The 15,811-nt window shown below is 40.9% G+C and carries 18 protein-coding genes; 9 read left to right on the top strand and 9 right to left on the bottom strand.

Going from position 1 to position 15,811, the window contains the following annotated elements; genetic code table 11:
- Positions 1 to 17: 17 nt before the first annotated feature.
- The 5 genes from TW85_RS09005 to TW85_RS08985 all read right to left on the bottom strand — a co-directional run bounded on the left by TW85_RS09005 (position 18) and on the right by TW85_RS08985 (position 3,322).
- Positions 18 to 467 carry a hypothetical protein gene (locus tag TW85_RS09005; protein WP_046016791.1) on the bottom strand — a complete coding sequence of 150 codons (450 nt, stop codon included), beginning with the start codon at positions 465 to 467 and terminating at the stop codon, positions 18 to 20.
- Complete coding sequence (locus tag TW85_RS09000; RefSeq protein WP_046016790.1) at positions 467 to 1,345, bottom strand: hypothetical protein; 879 nt, start codon at positions 1,343 to 1,345, stop codon at positions 467 to 469. The genes TW85_RS09005 and TW85_RS09000 overlap by 1 nt, the downstream gene beginning before the upstream one ends.
- Positions 1,342 to 1,719 (bottom strand): hypothetical protein, encoded by a 378-nt coding sequence (locus tag TW85_RS08995; RefSeq protein ID WP_046016789.1) that lies wholly within the window; start codon positions 1,717 to 1,719, stop codon positions 1,342 to 1,344. Before TW85_RS08995 ends, TW85_RS09000 begins: the two co-directional genes overlap by 4 nt.
- Positions 1,716 to 2,243 (bottom strand): GspH/FimT family protein, encoded by a 528-nt coding sequence (locus TW85_RS08990; protein WP_046016788.1) that lies wholly within the window; start codon positions 2,241 to 2,243, stop codon positions 1,716 to 1,718. The genes TW85_RS08995 and TW85_RS08990 overlap by 4 nt, the downstream gene beginning before the upstream one ends.
- A gap of 197 nt (positions 2,244 to 2,440) precedes the next feature.
- On the bottom strand, positions 2,441 to 3,322 hold the full coding sequence (locus TW85_RS08985; protein ID WP_046016787.1) for an alpha/beta fold hydrolase: 882 nt from the start codon (positions 3,320 to 3,322) through the stop codon (positions 2,441 to 2,443).
- A 90-nt stretch (positions 3,323 to 3,412) separates the two neighbouring features.
- Here TW85_RS08985 and pabB point away from each other — a divergent pair, with 90 nt between their 5' ends.
- The 4 genes from pabB to TW85_RS08965 all read left to right on the top strand — a co-directional run bounded on the left by pabB (position 3,413) and on the right by TW85_RS08965 (position 7,005).
- Positions 3,413 to 4,870 (top strand): aminodeoxychorismate synthase component I, encoded by a 1,458-nt coding sequence (gene pabB, locus TW85_RS08980; protein ID WP_046016869.1) that lies wholly within the window; start codon positions 3,413 to 3,415, stop codon positions 4,868 to 4,870.
- A gap of 8 nt (positions 4,871 to 4,878) precedes the next feature.
- Positions 4,879 to 5,523: a CoA pyrophosphatase gene (locus TW85_RS08975; protein ID WP_046016786.1), complete on the top strand. Its 645-nt coding sequence runs from the start codon at positions 4,879 to 4,881 to the stop codon at positions 5,521 to 5,523.
- A 141-nt stretch (positions 5,524 to 5,664) separates the two neighbouring features.
- Positions 5,665 to 6,399, top strand: coding sequence for a phosphoadenylyl-sulfate reductase (locus TW85_RS08970; protein ID WP_046016785.1), 735 nt, complete (start codon positions 5,665 to 5,667; stop codon positions 6,397 to 6,399).
- A gap of 87 nt (positions 6,400 to 6,486) precedes the next feature.
- Positions 6,487 to 7,005 carry a DUF523 domain-containing protein gene (locus TW85_RS08965; protein WP_046016784.1) on the top strand — a complete coding sequence of 173 codons (519 nt, stop codon included), beginning with the start codon at positions 6,487 to 6,489 and terminating at the stop codon, positions 7,003 to 7,005.
- Here the strand turns inward: TW85_RS08965 and TW85_RS08960 are convergent.
- Complete coding sequence (locus TW85_RS08960) at positions 6,977 to 7,252, bottom strand: LysR family transcriptional regulator (RefSeq protein WP_052702046.1); 276 nt, start codon at positions 7,250 to 7,252, stop codon at positions 6,977 to 6,979. The two genes, TW85_RS08965 and TW85_RS08960, sit on opposite strands and share 29 nt — an antisense overlap.
- A gap of 119 nt (positions 7,253 to 7,371) precedes the next feature.
- Here TW85_RS08960 and TW85_RS08955 point away from each other — a divergent pair, with 119 nt between their 5' ends.
- A complete protein-coding gene (locus tag TW85_RS08955; RefSeq protein WP_238326192.1) occupies positions 7,372 to 8,724 on the top strand; it encodes an anti-phage deoxyguanosine triphosphatase in 1,353 nt (450 codons plus the stop codon).
- Positions 8,725 to 8,804: 80 nt separating this feature from the next.
- Here TW85_RS08955 and TW85_RS08950 read toward each other — a convergent pair whose 3' ends face one another.
- From TW85_RS08950 to TW85_RS08940, 3 genes are read right to left on the bottom strand one after another with little or no spacing between them, the layout of a single operon-like run.
- The gene (locus TW85_RS08950) at positions 8,805 to 9,329 is read right to left on the bottom strand and encodes a GNAT family N-acetyltransferase (protein ID WP_046016783.1); all 525 of its coding nucleotides are present in this window, start codon (positions 9,327 to 9,329) and stop codon (positions 8,805 to 8,807) included.
- Positions 9,330 to 9,331: 2 nt separating this feature from the next.
- A complete protein-coding gene (locus TW85_RS08945; protein ID WP_046016782.1) occupies positions 9,332 to 10,381 on the bottom strand; it encodes a DUF2333 family protein in 1,050 nt (349 codons plus the stop codon).
- Positions 10,382 to 10,393: 12 nt separating this feature from the next.
- Positions 10,394 to 11,275: a hypothetical protein gene (locus TW85_RS08940; RefSeq protein ID WP_052702045.1), complete on the bottom strand. Its 882-nt coding sequence runs from the start codon at positions 11,273 to 11,275 to the stop codon at positions 10,394 to 10,396.
- 121 nt (positions 11,276 to 11,396) lie between these two features.
- Here TW85_RS08940 and dsbD point away from each other — a divergent pair, with 121 nt between their 5' ends.
- From dsbD to accC, 4 genes are all read left to right on the top strand, one after another.
- Positions 11,397 to 13,208 carry a protein-disulfide reductase DsbD gene (dsbD, locus tag TW85_RS08935; RefSeq protein WP_046016781.1) on the top strand — a complete coding sequence of 604 codons (1,812 nt, stop codon included), beginning with the start codon at positions 11,397 to 11,399 and terminating at the stop codon, positions 13,206 to 13,208.
- 140 nt (positions 13,209 to 13,348) lie between these two features.
- Positions 13,349 to 13,798 carry a type II 3-dehydroquinate dehydratase gene (aroQ, locus tag TW85_RS08930; RefSeq protein ID WP_046016780.1) on the top strand — a complete coding sequence of 150 codons (450 nt, stop codon included), beginning with the start codon at positions 13,349 to 13,351 and terminating at the stop codon, positions 13,796 to 13,798.
- A 73-nt stretch (positions 13,799 to 13,871) separates the two neighbouring features.
- Positions 13,872 to 14,348 (top strand): acetyl-CoA carboxylase biotin carboxyl carrier protein, encoded by a 477-nt coding sequence (gene accB, locus TW85_RS08925; RefSeq protein ID WP_046016779.1) that lies wholly within the window; start codon positions 13,872 to 13,874, stop codon positions 14,346 to 14,348.
- A 20-nt stretch (positions 14,349 to 14,368) separates the two neighbouring features.
- Entirely contained in the window at positions 14,369 to 15,709 is a 1,341-nt protein-coding gene (gene accC, locus TW85_RS08920; RefSeq protein ID WP_046016778.1) for an acetyl-CoA carboxylase biotin carboxylase subunit, read from the top strand.
- The last annotated feature ends 102 nt before the right edge of the window (positions 15,710 to 15,811 follow it).

Raw genomic sequence — 15,811 nt, 5'->3', positions numbered from 1 at the left:
AACTTCCTCTCATACTTCTAATGATTGATGGGTAAACTTGCGAACCAGTAAAGTTGCCCATCAGATTGCGTTAACCACCAACAATAAGTTAAAGAGTGCAATACAGCTTTAGCACAGAGTCTATAAGTACTCTTGCCACCTAGATACTTTTCAAAAATCCAAACTAAGCTTTCATCCTGATATTCATATACATTAGGCCAAGCTGCTGTCGCCAAATCGCTAATATCTAAAATACAAAAGCCAGCACAAGTTGAATCGCTTGCTTGACTAGGCCCCACATTTGAAACAATTTGAAATTCAAATGCTCGCCATATGAGCTGTTCTTCTAATACTTGTGCTTGTTGGTAACGCCATTGTCTCTGCTGTGATTGCTTTTGATTAAACTGATATGAAAGCGAAATAACAAATAGGAATAAAAGTAAGACAGGTAAGCTGATAAAAGCGAAAGTGACTTTTGGCTGTCGCATTAGCTCACCACAAAACGAATAATAAATTCACACTTAGGGAAAAAGCGCCAGACCTCCCCTCTGTAATTCATAAACTCTTGCTCAATTTCTTTTTCTGCTTGAGTACAAGTCTTCTCTTTAACAATTAACTCTATCCATAACCCCTTTAACTGTGAGACAAAATAAGTCCCATAATTAGTTGTCATGGTGTCAAAAGTGCCATCAGAATCTATATCTAATAAAGGGTAAAATGATAAATAACGAACACCGCTCCAGAGTTCAAGTGAGTTACCAGAAGTCTCTGGTGTGTGCCAAAAAGCGTCCTCTAACTTACCCGGTGCCAGATACCAAATAAAAGCCTGCTTTGATAACACAAAACCACTTCTACCTATCACATCTGAGTCATAGAATTTCACATCGGTACTGATATCACCTACCCGCTCTACAACACCTTGAGAAGACATATCACAGTTTGAAAAAATTATTTCATCTGCCCATTCACAGCCATAATTAATCGTTTGAGATAAATTCGATACTTCAACGGGATACGCGCATGTACCTATATGCGTGGCATTAAGCCAATCACTTTGAGCTAATACTGATTTATTATCTATACGCTCTGGTAAGGTCTGATCAGCAGCTCCAATAGTGAAAGTTAAGTCACTAGCGTTTCCACAAGCTCGCCAAAACATTGGCGCAAGCTGAGATTGAAAGTGGTCTATCACAGCGGCTTCTAATTCAATTCGTGATAACAAACGAAGCTTGATATTAGTTTGCTGTCTTACATTGCTCAAAACAGGCAATAACAATTGCATTAATATCAGAAGTACAGCGAAGGAAACTGCAAGTTCAAACATCAAATAACCTGCAAAAGCATTAGCAGAAATCAAAGGTTTCACTCAGAAACTCCCAATATCTCCTCGCTTGGTAAAAATTCAATCACACCAATAGGCGCTATCCAATACAAAAACCAAGCATCTAAAGACGTATCCGTACAGGTTTCACACTCACTAAAACCGCCAGTATCAAGGCTAGCCTCAAGCCAGGTATAATCCTGCTTTAGTCGGCGCAAGGTTAATATCTGCTGTTCACGGTAGGATTTTTTAGTGGATAGTTTGAGTTCTGTCAGCTGCTCAAAATCATGCTCATTTTGCTGATTCAGTAAACCAACCACCAAGGCGAAAACAGCTAAACTCATTAAGGTTTCTATAAGAACCCAACCAGAAGAGTTTGAGTTATCAACTTTGTAAGTCTTTCTGAAAGTATGATTCATTTGCATCCCTCAATGGACTCAGACAGTTCACTAACAGGATACAGGTAGAAACGACCACTTTGATTAACAACGATTCGCGCCATTAATCCAAACTGACACAAGTAAAAAGTGCCATTTTGATAACCAGAATAACCCGTATGATAAAAATCGATTTGTTGTTTTGTAGCAGGAAAACCAGACCAGATAATCGAAATGCCTGAAGGAAATAAATGATAAGTTTTAATCATACCCTCAGATTGAATAAACCAACCTTTTGACCAATCTCCTTCACATTCTTGATCTTGGTAATCACCAGCACAAAGAGAAATTGTCTGCCTAGCTTGCACAGCATATTGACGGGCTATGGTTAACCCTCGCGCCAAACTTTGTTGAGCAGATGATAGTTTTTCATAATCCGTTTGACTAAACCAACCGAGTAAACTTGAGCCAACAAGCTGCTTTGCTAACAAAATTAAAATGGCGAGTACGACTAAGACCTCAACTAAAGTAAAGGCCTGAATATCGCACTTAGATTTTAAAGACACAGGAAACCTCCTTGTTTCCAACGTTTTAAAACTAAGATAAGTCTTACTAAATTACGACTAGACTTATAAATAAGCACTTCTATTAAGGAAGCTTTTTTACCCTAAAGTGAGAAGCACTATGAGTCAATCTACATCTAAAGTGAAACAGCAAGTATCAAATCAAGCTATTGATCTCACTCAATTTTAGGTCTTTCTATTTATTCAGAAGCAAACCATTTATTCATTTTCTTCGCTATTTGCCTTGGCTTTTGAAAGGGTAAAGAATGATCACAACCAGATAAAGCTTCAAAAGCCCAGCCAGAATGTTGCTGGGCAAGTAGGTCATAATGCTGCTTTAAAGCAGCATGACTTAAATCACCGGCAAGCAATAAGGTGGGTGGGGCAAGTTTTAATAGATCCGCTCTCAAATCATGCGTATCAAGCTGAACATAATCAGTTACTGCATCCAACGCATAAGAGAAGCCATCTGCCCTGTGCGCTAAACGGGATTGAGTCGTTGCTTCTGCAATGGGATGTTTACGCCTATTTGGCGCGACACTGTCAACAAAGTGAGCAATACCCTGCTCCACATCACCCGTTTCTCTAATCGTTTCAGCGGCTTTTTTATAATTCTCTCTCAAGGCAAGCAATTCTTTATTGTCTTCTCTATCTAAACTTGCAGGCTCTAATAAGCACATTTTGGTAATGGTTAAATCTAGTTTTTTTCCGGCTTGATGCTCTTGAGCCAGCAACTGGTTAAGTTTGAGTGAAACAAGGCCTCCTAATGAATAACCAACCAAGTCAAAATGCTTTAATTCTAAATGCTCTATTAGCTGCCACACTTCTTGTGTCAGAGTATCGATAGAAACAGCCTCTTCGCCTTGATGATGCGCATAGGTATCACCCATACCTTTTAAATCAGGCACGATAATTCTGTGCCAACTTGATAGGTGTTCCATGATTGCAGGCCAAGTAATTTCTCCTCCCACTCCAGCCCCATGAATAAAGACACCGGTACGCTGGGCAGAAACATTAGGGTTTTCATAAACTCGATAGGCAAGCTTAGTATTAGCAAGGTTAAGATAAAAAACTTGGGACAATGGGAATATTCCTTTGTGAATGACGTTCAAGTGATACCACTGATGAGCGAGAGTCGATACAATAGCGTTTTTTCTTGTTTCGATATTATTATGACAGATATTAAGCTTGTAAATCTTCCTTACCTAGAAGAACTCTTTCACCTTTACCCTTTTTATCGAGATCTACCACAACCTATACTGTTAGATAGTAACCACCCTAACTTTCCTGATACAAAATGTGACATTCTAGTTGCAGACCCTTTAGCTAAACTAAGTGCGCACCTAAATGACACACAATGCCAGCTTGAATGGCGTGACCTGCCCTTATTTGATCTAGATGGCACCTTACCTGTTATGGAAGGCATTGAAAGCATCATAAATAAAGCATGTCAGTTTGACTGGGCAAAACAAGCAGACGAAGAGCTCCCTTTCACTGGCGGCCTTGTGGGCTATTTTGGCTACGATGGCGGCCACTTTGTTGAGAGCTTGCCCAACACTGTTACACATGATGTTAACCTACCTATCATTCAAGCCGGTCTTTATGGCTGGGCAATTATCAGTCTACATGCATCTAAACAAACCTTTTTAATGTACACCCCTTGGTGTGAGGAAGAGGGAGTTAATGAAATCTTAGATCGCCATAAAAGTTTTCAACAGGCGCAAGCCAATCTAGAGGCTAACAGCACATCAAGCCTAGACCTAGCAGGGCAATCAGAGACAAAGTTTGAGCTGAAACATAAGTTTGAATCAAACATGGAAGCCAATGAGTACGCAACCAAGTTTGAAAAAGTCATGCAATATATTCAGGCTGGTGACTGCTATCAGGTCAATTTAGCTCAACGCTTTAGCAGCCAATACCTTGGTGATACGCTACAGGCTTACCAAAGTCTACGAAAAAGCTGCCCTACGCCGTTTTCAGCCTATATGGAAATCGATAAACTGGGTAGCATTCTCAGCCATTCACCAGAACGTTTCCTGCAAATTGATCAAGGTAAAGTTGAATCAAAGCCAATAAAAGGCACACGAGCTAGAGGTAAAACACCAGCAGAAGACGAAGCATTGGCACAAGAATTGCTAAATTCTACTAAGGATAAAGCAGAAAACTTGATGATAGTCGATTTGCTACGTAACGACATGGGAAGAACCTGTGATACAGGATCAATTAAAGTACCTAAGCTATTTGCCCTAGAAACTTACCCAAATGTCCATCATCTTGTTTCAACTATTACTGGCAGCATCCAAGAAAAGCATAAACACTTTAATGTGTTTAGACATAGCTTTCCGGGTGGCTCAATAACAGGCGCGCCAAAAATTAGAGCCATGCAAATCATAGATGAGCTGGAGCCACACGAGCGTTCAGTTTACTGTGGATCGATTGCATACTTCAGTTTAAACGGGCAAATGGATTCGAGCATCACGATTAGAAGCTTGGTTGCTGATAAAGAAAATATACACTGTTGGGCCGGAGGCGGCCTTGTTGCCGACTCAAAATGCGAAGAAGAATTTCGTGAAACTTTCACAAAAGTGAAGCGTTTGACCCATACTTTGGAAACAGAATTTCTAAGTTAAGGGATACTATGAAGGATGTAGAAACATTTTTGGCTTCCCCTGCGATCTCTCCCAGCATCGAAGAGATCTCACGGGCGCTCGATAGTAAATTTTACACACCTGACGTTCAGAACCCAGATCAGAAATTAGCACCAAGCGAATACGATCTAACCTTTAAACCAGCCTCTGTACTATTGCCTATCTGGCATTCGCCCACGGCAGGTTTACAAGTACTATTAACTCAAAGAGCTAAGCATATGCGTAACCATCCGGGGCAAATTGCCTTCCCGGGTGGTCAAATGGATGCCACAGATGCCACAGTTATTGCCACAGCATTAAGAGAAACAGAAGAGGAAGTGGGTCTAAAACCACAAAACTTTAATGTTATTGGTCAGTTAGGTGACTATTTCACCACATCAGGTTTTTGTGTGAGTCCAGTCATTGCTGAAGTAACCAAACTCACTCCTATTATGATTTGTTATGATGAAGTTGAGTCAGCCTATTGGGTTCCTTTAGATTATTTACTCAACCCAAAAAACTTTAAGTTTGAGCACAGAATACTCGCTGACAAACCAAGAGGCTTTTTTGAAGTGACTTATGAGAATATTCATATATGGGGCGTCACCGCTGGTATTCTATATTGCCTATACCAAGCCCTCACAAATGAGCACTAATTGCACCCAGCTCTGATAAATAAAAATCATTCTCACAGTTAATCCAAGAAAGCATAAGGTTAGTGTGCTTTCTTATTTCATTAGCGTGTCACATCTTGCTATGGTTGCGCTAAAAGAGGCTAACCATTTTAGGCACAATACATGACATCATTTGATTTAGATGCTTTTACTCAAGCAAACACGGAAGATGCGGCACAAAAAATTATTCACAACGCATTAAAAGAATTCGACAACATTGCTATTTCCTTTAGTGGCGCTGAAGATGTTGTTCTAATTGATATGGCGGTAAAGGCAAAAAAAGACATTCAGGTATTTTCACTTGATACTGGACGTTTACACCCTGAAACTTATCGCTTTATCGAGCAAGTTAGAAAACACTATAACCTTAAAATCGATATCCTAAGCCCTGATCGTGAAGAGCTAGAAGCCTTTACCCGTGAAAAGGGATTATTTAGCTTTTTCGATGACGGCCATAAAGAATGCTGCGGTATTCGTAAAGTCGCCCCTCTACGTAAAAAGTTACATACACTTGATGCATGGATCACAGGCCAGCGAAAAGATCAAAGCCATGGCACACGAACTCAGCTTGCTATCGCGGAACTTGATGATGCATTTAGCTTAGAAGATAAGCCTTTGTACAAGTTTAACCCTCTTGCCAATTGGTCATCTGAAGATGTATGGAACTATATCAAGATGTTTGATGTACCTTACAACGAGCTACATGCAAAAGGTTACATCAGCATTGGGTGCGAGCCTTGTACCCGCCCGGTACTTCCTAATCAGCATGAAAGAGAAGGTCGCTGGTGGTGGGAAGAATCTGAGCACAAAGAGTGTGGTCTACACGCTTCAAACCTTATCCCAGTAAACAATCAATAAAACATCTAACGTTATAAAGAGAAGCTTCATAGGCTTCTCTTTATAAGTTGCAGTGTTATCATAGAGCTTTGATAACAAAGAAGCCCTATGTACAAAATTCTTGTAAGTGCCTGCCTTGATGGTCACCCTGTGCGTTATGATGGCAAAGACAATGCTTTACCCTCTCTGATTTGGAAAAAATGGCAGGAAGAAGGACGCCTTATAAGCGTATGCCCTGAAGTAGCTGGAGGGCTCAGCACGCCAAGAGCCGCTGCTGAAATTATCTCAGATAAAGAATCAAGCAATTATCTTGAAGTCATGACCATTGAGGGTGAAACAGTTACCCAAGCATTTAGACATGGCGCTCAACTGGCTTGTGATCTCGCAGTCAAAGAAGAGATTAAGCTTGCCATTTTAAAAGCTAACAGCCCCTCTTGCGGAAATGAAGAAGTTTATAACGGCCAATTTTCAGGCGCAAAAATACCTGGCCAAGGCATTACCGCCGAGGCACTTAACAAACTTCAAATCAAAGTCTTTAATGAAAATCAGTTAGAACAAGCTGAGCAATACCTTAACCTACTTGAGCAAGAGCACTTATCTAAGCAGTCTGTGGCCAACGAGTCATAAGATCTAGATATTCCTTTTCTAAATCTTGAGCATGCTGATACAGGGTTTTACCTGCTACAGTCAGTTCGATTTTACGACCATGACGAATCAACAATACTCGTCCAAGCTCTTGCTCTAACTTTTGAATATGCTGACTAACTGCTGGTTGAGTTATGCCTAGTGAACGTGCTGTTTGGGTAAAACTTTCTTGTTCCACCAAAAGTTTAAACGTAATTAAATGTTGGCTGTTTAACACGGCGTCATCCATAAGATTTCAAATATAAGCTCAAATTATGGCAGCTCTATTTACAACGAACATTGACCTAAATCGTCTTTTCGTGAAAGATGAAGACTAACTGCCTAAATCCTTAGCGAGGAGATCCTAAAGTGGCTGATTCTGAACAGCAGAATATGTTCAATGTATGGCAAGAACGTCAATCAGGTCCGGTTGAGTCAAGAGATAATGACTATCGAACCCCCTACCAAAGAGATAGGGCGAGAATCATTCACAGCGCAGCCTTTAGACGCCTGCAATCAAAAACCCAAATACTCGCTATACGACAAAATGACTATAGTCGTACTAGGTTGACCCACTCTTTAGAAGTCGCTCAAATTGGTAATGGCTTAGTACACCACTTACGAAGTGCCAATTCTAGCCAAGCTGAATTTCAGACCTGGCTACCTGATGAATCTTTGATAGAAACCATTTGTTTAAGTCATGATATTGGTCACCCTCCTTTCGGCCATGGTGGAGAAGTGGCACTAAATTATCTCATGACTGAACATGGAGGCTTTGAAGGTAACGCCCAATCTTTGCGTATTCTAGGAAAACGTGGCTCCTACTCTCTTGAATACGGTATGGATGTTACCCGTCGAAGTTTATTAGGCATTTTAAAATACCCTGTGGCTCATCAAGATGTCGTAGGCAAGTATGAGGGCAAGCAAGCTTCTTTCCGTCAGTTCAAAGCTGAACTTTGGGCACCACCAAAATGTGTTTACAATGATGAAAAAGACTTACTTGACTGGATTTTAGCTCCCTTTTCTCAATCAGATAGGGACACCTTTAAGCAAGTAAAGAAACTACCTGGCAGTCGGCACGCAAAGTCATGCCACTCAGGGTTTGATACCAGCATTATGGACCTTGCAGATGATATTGCTTATGGGGTCCATGACCTTGAAGATGCTATAGTGCTTGGCATGGTAACTTTGAGCATGTGGCAGCAACACTTAGAGCCTAAGTTGTTAGAAGCAAACTGCCCCACTCTTACTGATAATATTGCAATGATTCGAGACAAGCTCTTTAGCGGAAAAAGCCACTTAAGAAAAGATGCTATAGGCTTTCTCGTCAGCCATTTCATCACCTCTTGTCAGATAGTTGAAAACTCAGATTTTGAACACCCTTTACTCAAGTTCCAAGCTAAACTCCCTAACCCCGAAGCAACAGCACTTAGCGCATTAAAAGAGTTTGAGATGAAACATATTATTTTTAAACCAGAGGTACAAATGCTGGTTTATAAAGGACAGCAAATGTTGCTTGAAATGTTTGAAGCTCTTAGCGCTGATCCGCAAAGACTCTTGCCACAAGATCTTGCGGTTGAATGGCTAGAAGCCGAAAAGCAAAGCCAGAATGGCCATAGAATTATCTGTGATTACATGGCATCTATGACTGATGATTATGCCAGTCGACTTTATAACAAACTCTTTGTACCTAGCCTTGGCTCTGTATTTGAACCTATGTAGCCAACCCATTCATTACTCTCATTTAATCAGTACAAAAAAAGGGCCACAGGCCCTTTTTTAAAAATAACAGACTATCTCGTTTAGCTCTCTAAATTCTCAACATCTAGATACTTACCCAAAAGGCAAATATCGAATTGCTGACTCGCAACTTTAGCCGCTTTGGGCAATAAGCCCCACTCTTCAAAGCCGTGTAAATTAAACAAAGCTAAGCTGGATTTATTTTGTTGAAAAACAAATGCCATAAGGTGAGAAACGCCTAATAACGTCATATCTTTTTCTAGCCTTTTTAATAAGGCTTTACCTATTCCTCGCCTATGATTGTCAGGGCAGACATAAACACCCACTTCAACACAATCTGAAAAGGTAGGTAATCCGTGAAAATCATCTACATTTGCCCAGCCAAGCACAGTATTTTCGTACTCAAACACCCAAAAAGGACGCTCTAGATGCCCAGCTTCTAACCAATCAAGAACATCTAAAAGCTGAATAGGTGTCAAATGCCCAGTAGCAAATCCAGTTTCAATTGCCTGATTGTAGATAGATAAGATAGCAGAGGCATCTTCCAACTCGGCGAGTCGAATATGCCCCTGCTGAGATAGGTTCACAACTAGCCTTGCTCTAACAAACGACGAAGATCAATGATGGCAGCATTAGCACGTGAGATATAAGATGCCATTACCAGTGAGTGGTTCGCTAGCATCCCAAAACCACTACCATTCAATATCATTGGCGACCAAACAGTTGCCTGGCTTGCCTCTAGCTCACGAATAATCTGACGAAGACTTACAAGGGCATTCTTGTCTTGCAGAGTAAAGACAAAGTCAACCTCAACGGCTCTCAACATATGAATCAGTGCCCAACTCGCACCTCTTGCCTCATAAAATACATCATCAATTTTAAGCCAAGGTGTTTTTACTTTTTGCTGAGTCATTTCTTGGGTAGATTGTTGTGCATTGGCATCACCAGCTAAATCTGTATTTTCACGTGTCTGAGCAACACTGGCAGATAAACGTTGAGATAAACTTCCTAAACGCGTCTCAACATCTTGCAACCAGTTTTGTAAATTATCAGAACGAGCATAAAACTGAGCACCGCCTTCACCACGTACTGCTAGTCTATCCAGATACTTTAACAACTCTTCATTACCACGCTGATATTCACTTTCACTAGAAGGAAGCGCCCAGCTATTGTGATCAAAGTTAAATTGCGGCTCTACAATTTTGAGGTTTTGGTCCTCTGTAGACTGAGATTGAGAACGACTAAAATCTTTACGTAATGCACGAGACAAGTCACGTACTTGTACCAGAACACCAAACTCCCAAGCAGGAATATTATCAATAAAAACACCGGGCGGAGTGATGTCATTACTTAAAAAGCCACCCGGTTTTTCAAGCAAAGTATCAACCAAGGTATACAAGGTATTTGTTGTGGTATAACCCACCACAAGCTTTTTACTGTTATTAAGATAGCCTCTTTGCTCCGCTTGCTGTTTTGCCGCTGACACAACATCGAACTGATCAGGCTCATTACTCCAATAAATACCGAGAGCAGTCCATACAAGACACAAAACACCCACAAGTATGGCGACCCACTTCCCCACACTAGACAGTCGTCCAGCTCCCTGCAAAAAAGACAACTTATCTGCGAATTTCATCATGTTAAATACACCTTAACCTTGTTTAACTTCAATCATATGTTGTGCACGACGATATATCATTCCTCGCACACGAAAATCTTCCGTACGGCTATTGATAATGCGATAAAGCAATCTCGCCTCTTTATCATTCGGCCAAAAGATCTCGATATTAAGTTGATCTTTTTCAATTCTATCAATAATTGGTTGTAACTTTTGAATTACAAGCGCTTCAGGCAAACTAAACAAGTTCTGCGGCAAATAAAATTTAGTTTGCAAACTTTTTGACTGTTTCTGATCATTTTTAGTCGTTTTTGATGTCCTTTTTATACCTGCGCGCCAATCCTTAATCTCTTGCTTTGTTTGCTTTATTAAAGGGTTAGCCTCATCTACAAAACTTGCCGCGGCAAGATATTTATTGGCATTTCTCGTTTGCCCCTGCTTAGCCTTATCCAATGCCCAAGCTGTGTAATAACGGACAATCTCTTTAATCCCAGTTTGAGCTGCAAGGTTATCAGGTTCTCGACCTAAAGCGGCCTGAAAATAAAGGTTAGCGTTATCTTCTTCTGGTGTAAGTAGCTTTTGTTGCGCTAATGCTGTTTCACCTCTTTCTAATAAGCTTAGGGTTATAGGGTCTATCGAGACAGGTGCTTCATCTAGTTTAGTTGCGATAACTTTCGGTTTCTCGACTACTGCAACCTCTTCACCCACTTTTTCCAGCTGCATTAGACTATCTATTTGCTCAACATCTACAGCCTGCTTCAAACTAACATTAGTGATAAAGCCTGAATTATCACTAACATCTTCGGACACAATAGCCTCAGAAGCATTATTTTGTGCTGCATTTGCTTGTGTGGTTGAAACAGATTGGCAAGCACTCAATAATAAAACTAAAAATACCGCCAGCAATGATTTCAAACGTCTCTCCCCCTAACTTTCATAAAAAGTCATATTATTGGCAACTAATTTCACAATCACGTGTCTGACACGTTAACATTAGCCCGTTTCAGATTTTAGCATCACTATACAGATGGATTTTATGCGATACCTTACCCTGCTTATTTTATTCTTAACCAGTGCATCATTGCACGCATTGGATTTAAAACTTCCATTTAATTCAAAAAATGAATTTTTACCCGTACAAGAAGCTTTTCAGTTTAGTTTTAGTCCAAAGGAGAATAACCAAGTTGAGGTGATGTGGGACATTGCTGATGGCTACTACCTTTATCAGCACCAATTTAAACTAGTTGATCAAAGTGAATTAAATAGTCAAATTCGCTTCGAACCTTTTTCACAAGGCTTAGATAAAACTGATCCTTATTTTGGCGATGTGATAGTTTATCGAGACAAATTCAAAGCGACGCTTGTTTACGATGAAAATTTACCTGCAGGCACATTAATTAAAACGCAAGTTAAGTATCAAGGTTGTGCGGATAAAGGACTTTGCTATCCTCCTCAATCCTTACCTATTGAAGTAACAGTTACAAACAGTCAAGCAACACCCTCTATCTCCCCAGTCTTGAGTCTAGACCCGGCTCTGCCTGCACCCTCTCAAACTAGCGAAATTATCAATCTGATTCAAAGCGGTAGCAGTCTTACTATTATAATGACTCTCTTTGGTTTAGGCCTTCTTCTCTCATTAACACCTTGTGTTTTACCTATGGTGCCTATTGTTTCTGCCATTGTCGTTGGCTCGCAGAAAAAACCTTGGCAAGGTGTTTATTATACCCTTTTATATATTCTTGCCATGGCATCTACCTATGCGGCGTTAGGTGCAATTGCTGGCTTTTTTGGTACCAAATACAATATCCAAGCTTATTTACAAAGCCCGATAGTACTCATGATTAGCGCGAGTATCTTTGTCTTATTATCACTTGCCATGTTCGGTATTTTTGACTTAAAGCTCCCTTCCAGCTTACAGAACAAATTAGAGAATCTAGGCAATAGTAACGGCAAACACAAAAGCATCAGTGTCATCATCACAGGTATCGTCGCAACGTTAATCGTGTCGCCCTGCGTATCTGCACCTTTAGCCGGGATTATTTTATATGTCAGCGCTCAAGCAGACCCTCTTTACGGTGCAGGACTTATGTTTGTATTAGCGCTGGGGATGGCTACACCTTTATTATTGGTTGCACTTTTTGGACGCAAAATTTTACCTCGTGCAGGCGAATGGCTAAATGATATTAAAGCTCTCATGGGTTTTGCACTATTAGGTGTAGCAATCTGGTTGGTTAGTCGCCTAAACCTAGGCCATTACGAATTAATTCTATGGAGTGTTTTCTTTGCTTTTTTGGGTGCTTATTTTCTCATGCGCTACCAGCTTAACAAACACAATGTTTTACGCTTAGGCCTAGGTATCATCACGCTTATGATAGCGCTAATACAAGCTATTGGTGGAGCATCAGGAGGTAGAAACGCTTTAGCACCACTGCACCATTTAACCTTGAATCAAACAATCACTAAAGCAGACGCTAAAGAATTAGACTTTACCGACATTTATTCTCTTGAAGAATTAAACAAAATTATTGCCAATAACCCAAAAGGTAAGCCTATCCTGCTCGACTTTTACGCCGACTGGTGTATTAGCTGCATAGTCATGGAAGAAGAAATATTTTTAGCACCAGATGTTGTCCCTCTACTAAATCAATTCACCCTAGTCAGAGCGGATGTCACAGACAACTCAGCCGATAACAAAGCGCTTCTTCAAGCTTTTTCTTTATATGGGCCTCCAAGTGTTTTGTTTTTCACTGACACAGGTAAGCATTTAAAAGACATAGCCTTGGTTGGTGAACCAAGCAAGAAAGAAGTCGTAGATCGACTAAATTATAGCTTGAAGCAAAATCAGTAACGCAAAAACCAAGCAAAGAGTTTACTAAAGAACAAAAAGCAAACAAGAAAAACAAATTATGTGTTTTTTCCCGAAGAACTAGACAAATTCCTGCTTTTTAACGATAATTTCACGTCAATTATCAATTAAGGGAAAAGTGTATGGCGTCATTTTTAGTGCTAAATGGTCCTAACCTAAATTTGTTAGGTACTCGTGAACCAGAGATTTACGGATCAACAACACTAGCTGACGTAGAAAAAACACTGACTCAACAAGCTCAAAATGCGGGACACTCGTTGGACTTTATGCAATCCAACGCTGAACACGACATCATTAATCGAATCCATGATGCTCGCGGGGCCGTAGACTTTATCATTATTAACCCTGCTGCCTTTACCCACACCAGTGTCGCCATTCGTGATGCTATTTTAGCGATTGATACACCTTTTATAGAAGTTCACCTTTCTAATGTTCATGCCCGAGAACCTTTTAGACATCACTCTTATTTTAATGATGTCGCTAAAGCAGTCATTTGTGGCCTTGGCACCAAAGGGTATGAATATGCACTAGATTTCGCTATGACTTATTGCACTCAGGATAAGCATGGCTAGCGTTCGCGCTCATAATTAACACCAAAAGGCTTAGACTTTTTGGAAAAATAAACACAGACAGAAGAGACCAAACATGGACATTCGTAAAATCAAAAAATTGATCGAACTATTGGAAGAATCCAATGTATACGAAATCGAAATTAAAGAAGGCGAAGAAGCAGTACGCATCAGCCGTGGTGGTGCAACACCTGTAGCTTACGCTGCACCAGCACCTGTTGCGGCTCCAGCTGCACCTGTTGCGGCTCCAGCTGCAGCAGCACCTGCCCCAGCGGCGGCACCTGCTACAATCGCTCCAGCAGCAGCACCAGAAGTATCAGGCCATGCCGTTAAATCTCCTATGGTTGGTACTCACTACAGATCTCCAGCGCCAGGCTCTAAAGCTTTTGTTGAAGTTGGCCAAAAAGTAAATGCTGGTGATACTATTTGTATCGTTGAAGCAATGAAAATGATGAACCAAATCGAAGCTGACAAGTCAGGTACTATCGGTGCCATCCTTGTTGAAGACGGCGAAGCAGTTGAATTCGACCAACCGCTTGTAACTATCGTTTAATTACTTCAATAGGTCCTATCATGCTTGATAAAGTCTTGATTGCTAACCGTGGTGAAATTGCATTGCGTATTTTACGTGCATGTAAAGAACTCGGTATCAAAACAGTGGCTGTCCACTCTAAAATTGACAGCGATTTGCTGCACGTTCGTTTGGCTGATGAGTCAATCTGTATCGGTCCAAACCCATCAGCACAAAGCTATCTAAACATTCCAGCTATCATTAGTGCTGCTGAAGTAACAAACAGTACAGCTATTCACCCAGGCTACGGCTTTTTAGCTGAAAACGCTGACTTTGCAGAGCAAGTTGAAAACTCTGGCTTCGCTTTCATTGGCCCAAAAGCTGAAACCATTCGCCTTATGGGTGACAAGGTTTCTGCCATTGTTGCTATGCGTAAAGCAGGTGTTCCGACTGTTCCTGGCTCTAACGGCCCAGTACCAACAGACGAAAGCGAATGTAAGCGTATTGCGCTAGAAATTGGCTACCCAGTTATCGTAAAAGCGGCTGCCGGTGGTGGTGGTCGTGGTATGCGTGTTGTACATGATGAAGCTAGCCTGCTTAAATCTATCAGTATTACTCAATCGGAAGCGGGTTCTTACTTTGGTGATAGCACGGTTTATATGGAGAAATTCCTTACAAACCCTCGCCACGTTGAAGTACAGGTTCTGGCAGATGGCCAAGGCAATGCAGTTCATCTTTATGACCGTGATTGCTCTTTGCAACGTCGTCACCAAAAAGTATTAGAAGAAGCGCCAGCGCCTCATCTTGATCCAGCTTCACGTGCAGCCTGCTTACAAGCTTGTGTTGACGCTTGTATTGAGATCAACTACCGCGGTGCAGGTACATTTGAATTCTTATATGAAGATGGCCGCTTCTACTTTATCGAAATGAACACTCGTGTTCAGGTAGAGCACCCAGTTACTGAAATGGTTACAGGTGTTGACATCGTTAAAGAACAGCTTCGCATAGCAAGTGGCTTAAAACTTTCTATCAAACAAGAAGATGTTGTACTAAATGGCCATGCGGTTGAGTCTCGTATTAATGCGGAAGACTCTAAAACCTTCATGCCTAGTCCAGGTAAGATCAATTACTTCCATGCTCCTGGTGGCATGGGTGTTCGTGTTGACTCTCACATTTACAGTGGCTACTCAGTACCTCCTACCTATGACTCCATGATAGGTAAAATCATCTGTCATGCTGATGATAGAAGAACAGCACTCAAACGTTTATCTAATGCACTAGATGAAACCTTCATCGATGGCATCAGAACAAACATTGAACTGCAAAAAGAACTAGCGACAGACCCAAGCTTTATCGAAGGTGGTGTTAACATTCACTACCTTGAGAAGAAACTAGGTCTATAAACTTTTACTACACTTCATTTTGAGTAAAGGTTAAGCTAAGAATACGGCTCGACTATCATAGATAGTTCGAGCCGTAATCATGTTTATCAAGCAGCTTTATTT

It is taken from the genome of Marinomonas sp. S3726, from assembly GCF_000967665.1.
In the GTDB taxonomy this organism is placed as follows: domain Bacteria; phylum Pseudomonadota; class Gammaproteobacteria; order Pseudomonadales; family Marinomonadaceae; genus Marinomonas.
Note: the sequence above shows the minus strand (reverse complement) of the source record. Positions and strands in the feature narration are given on the sequence as shown.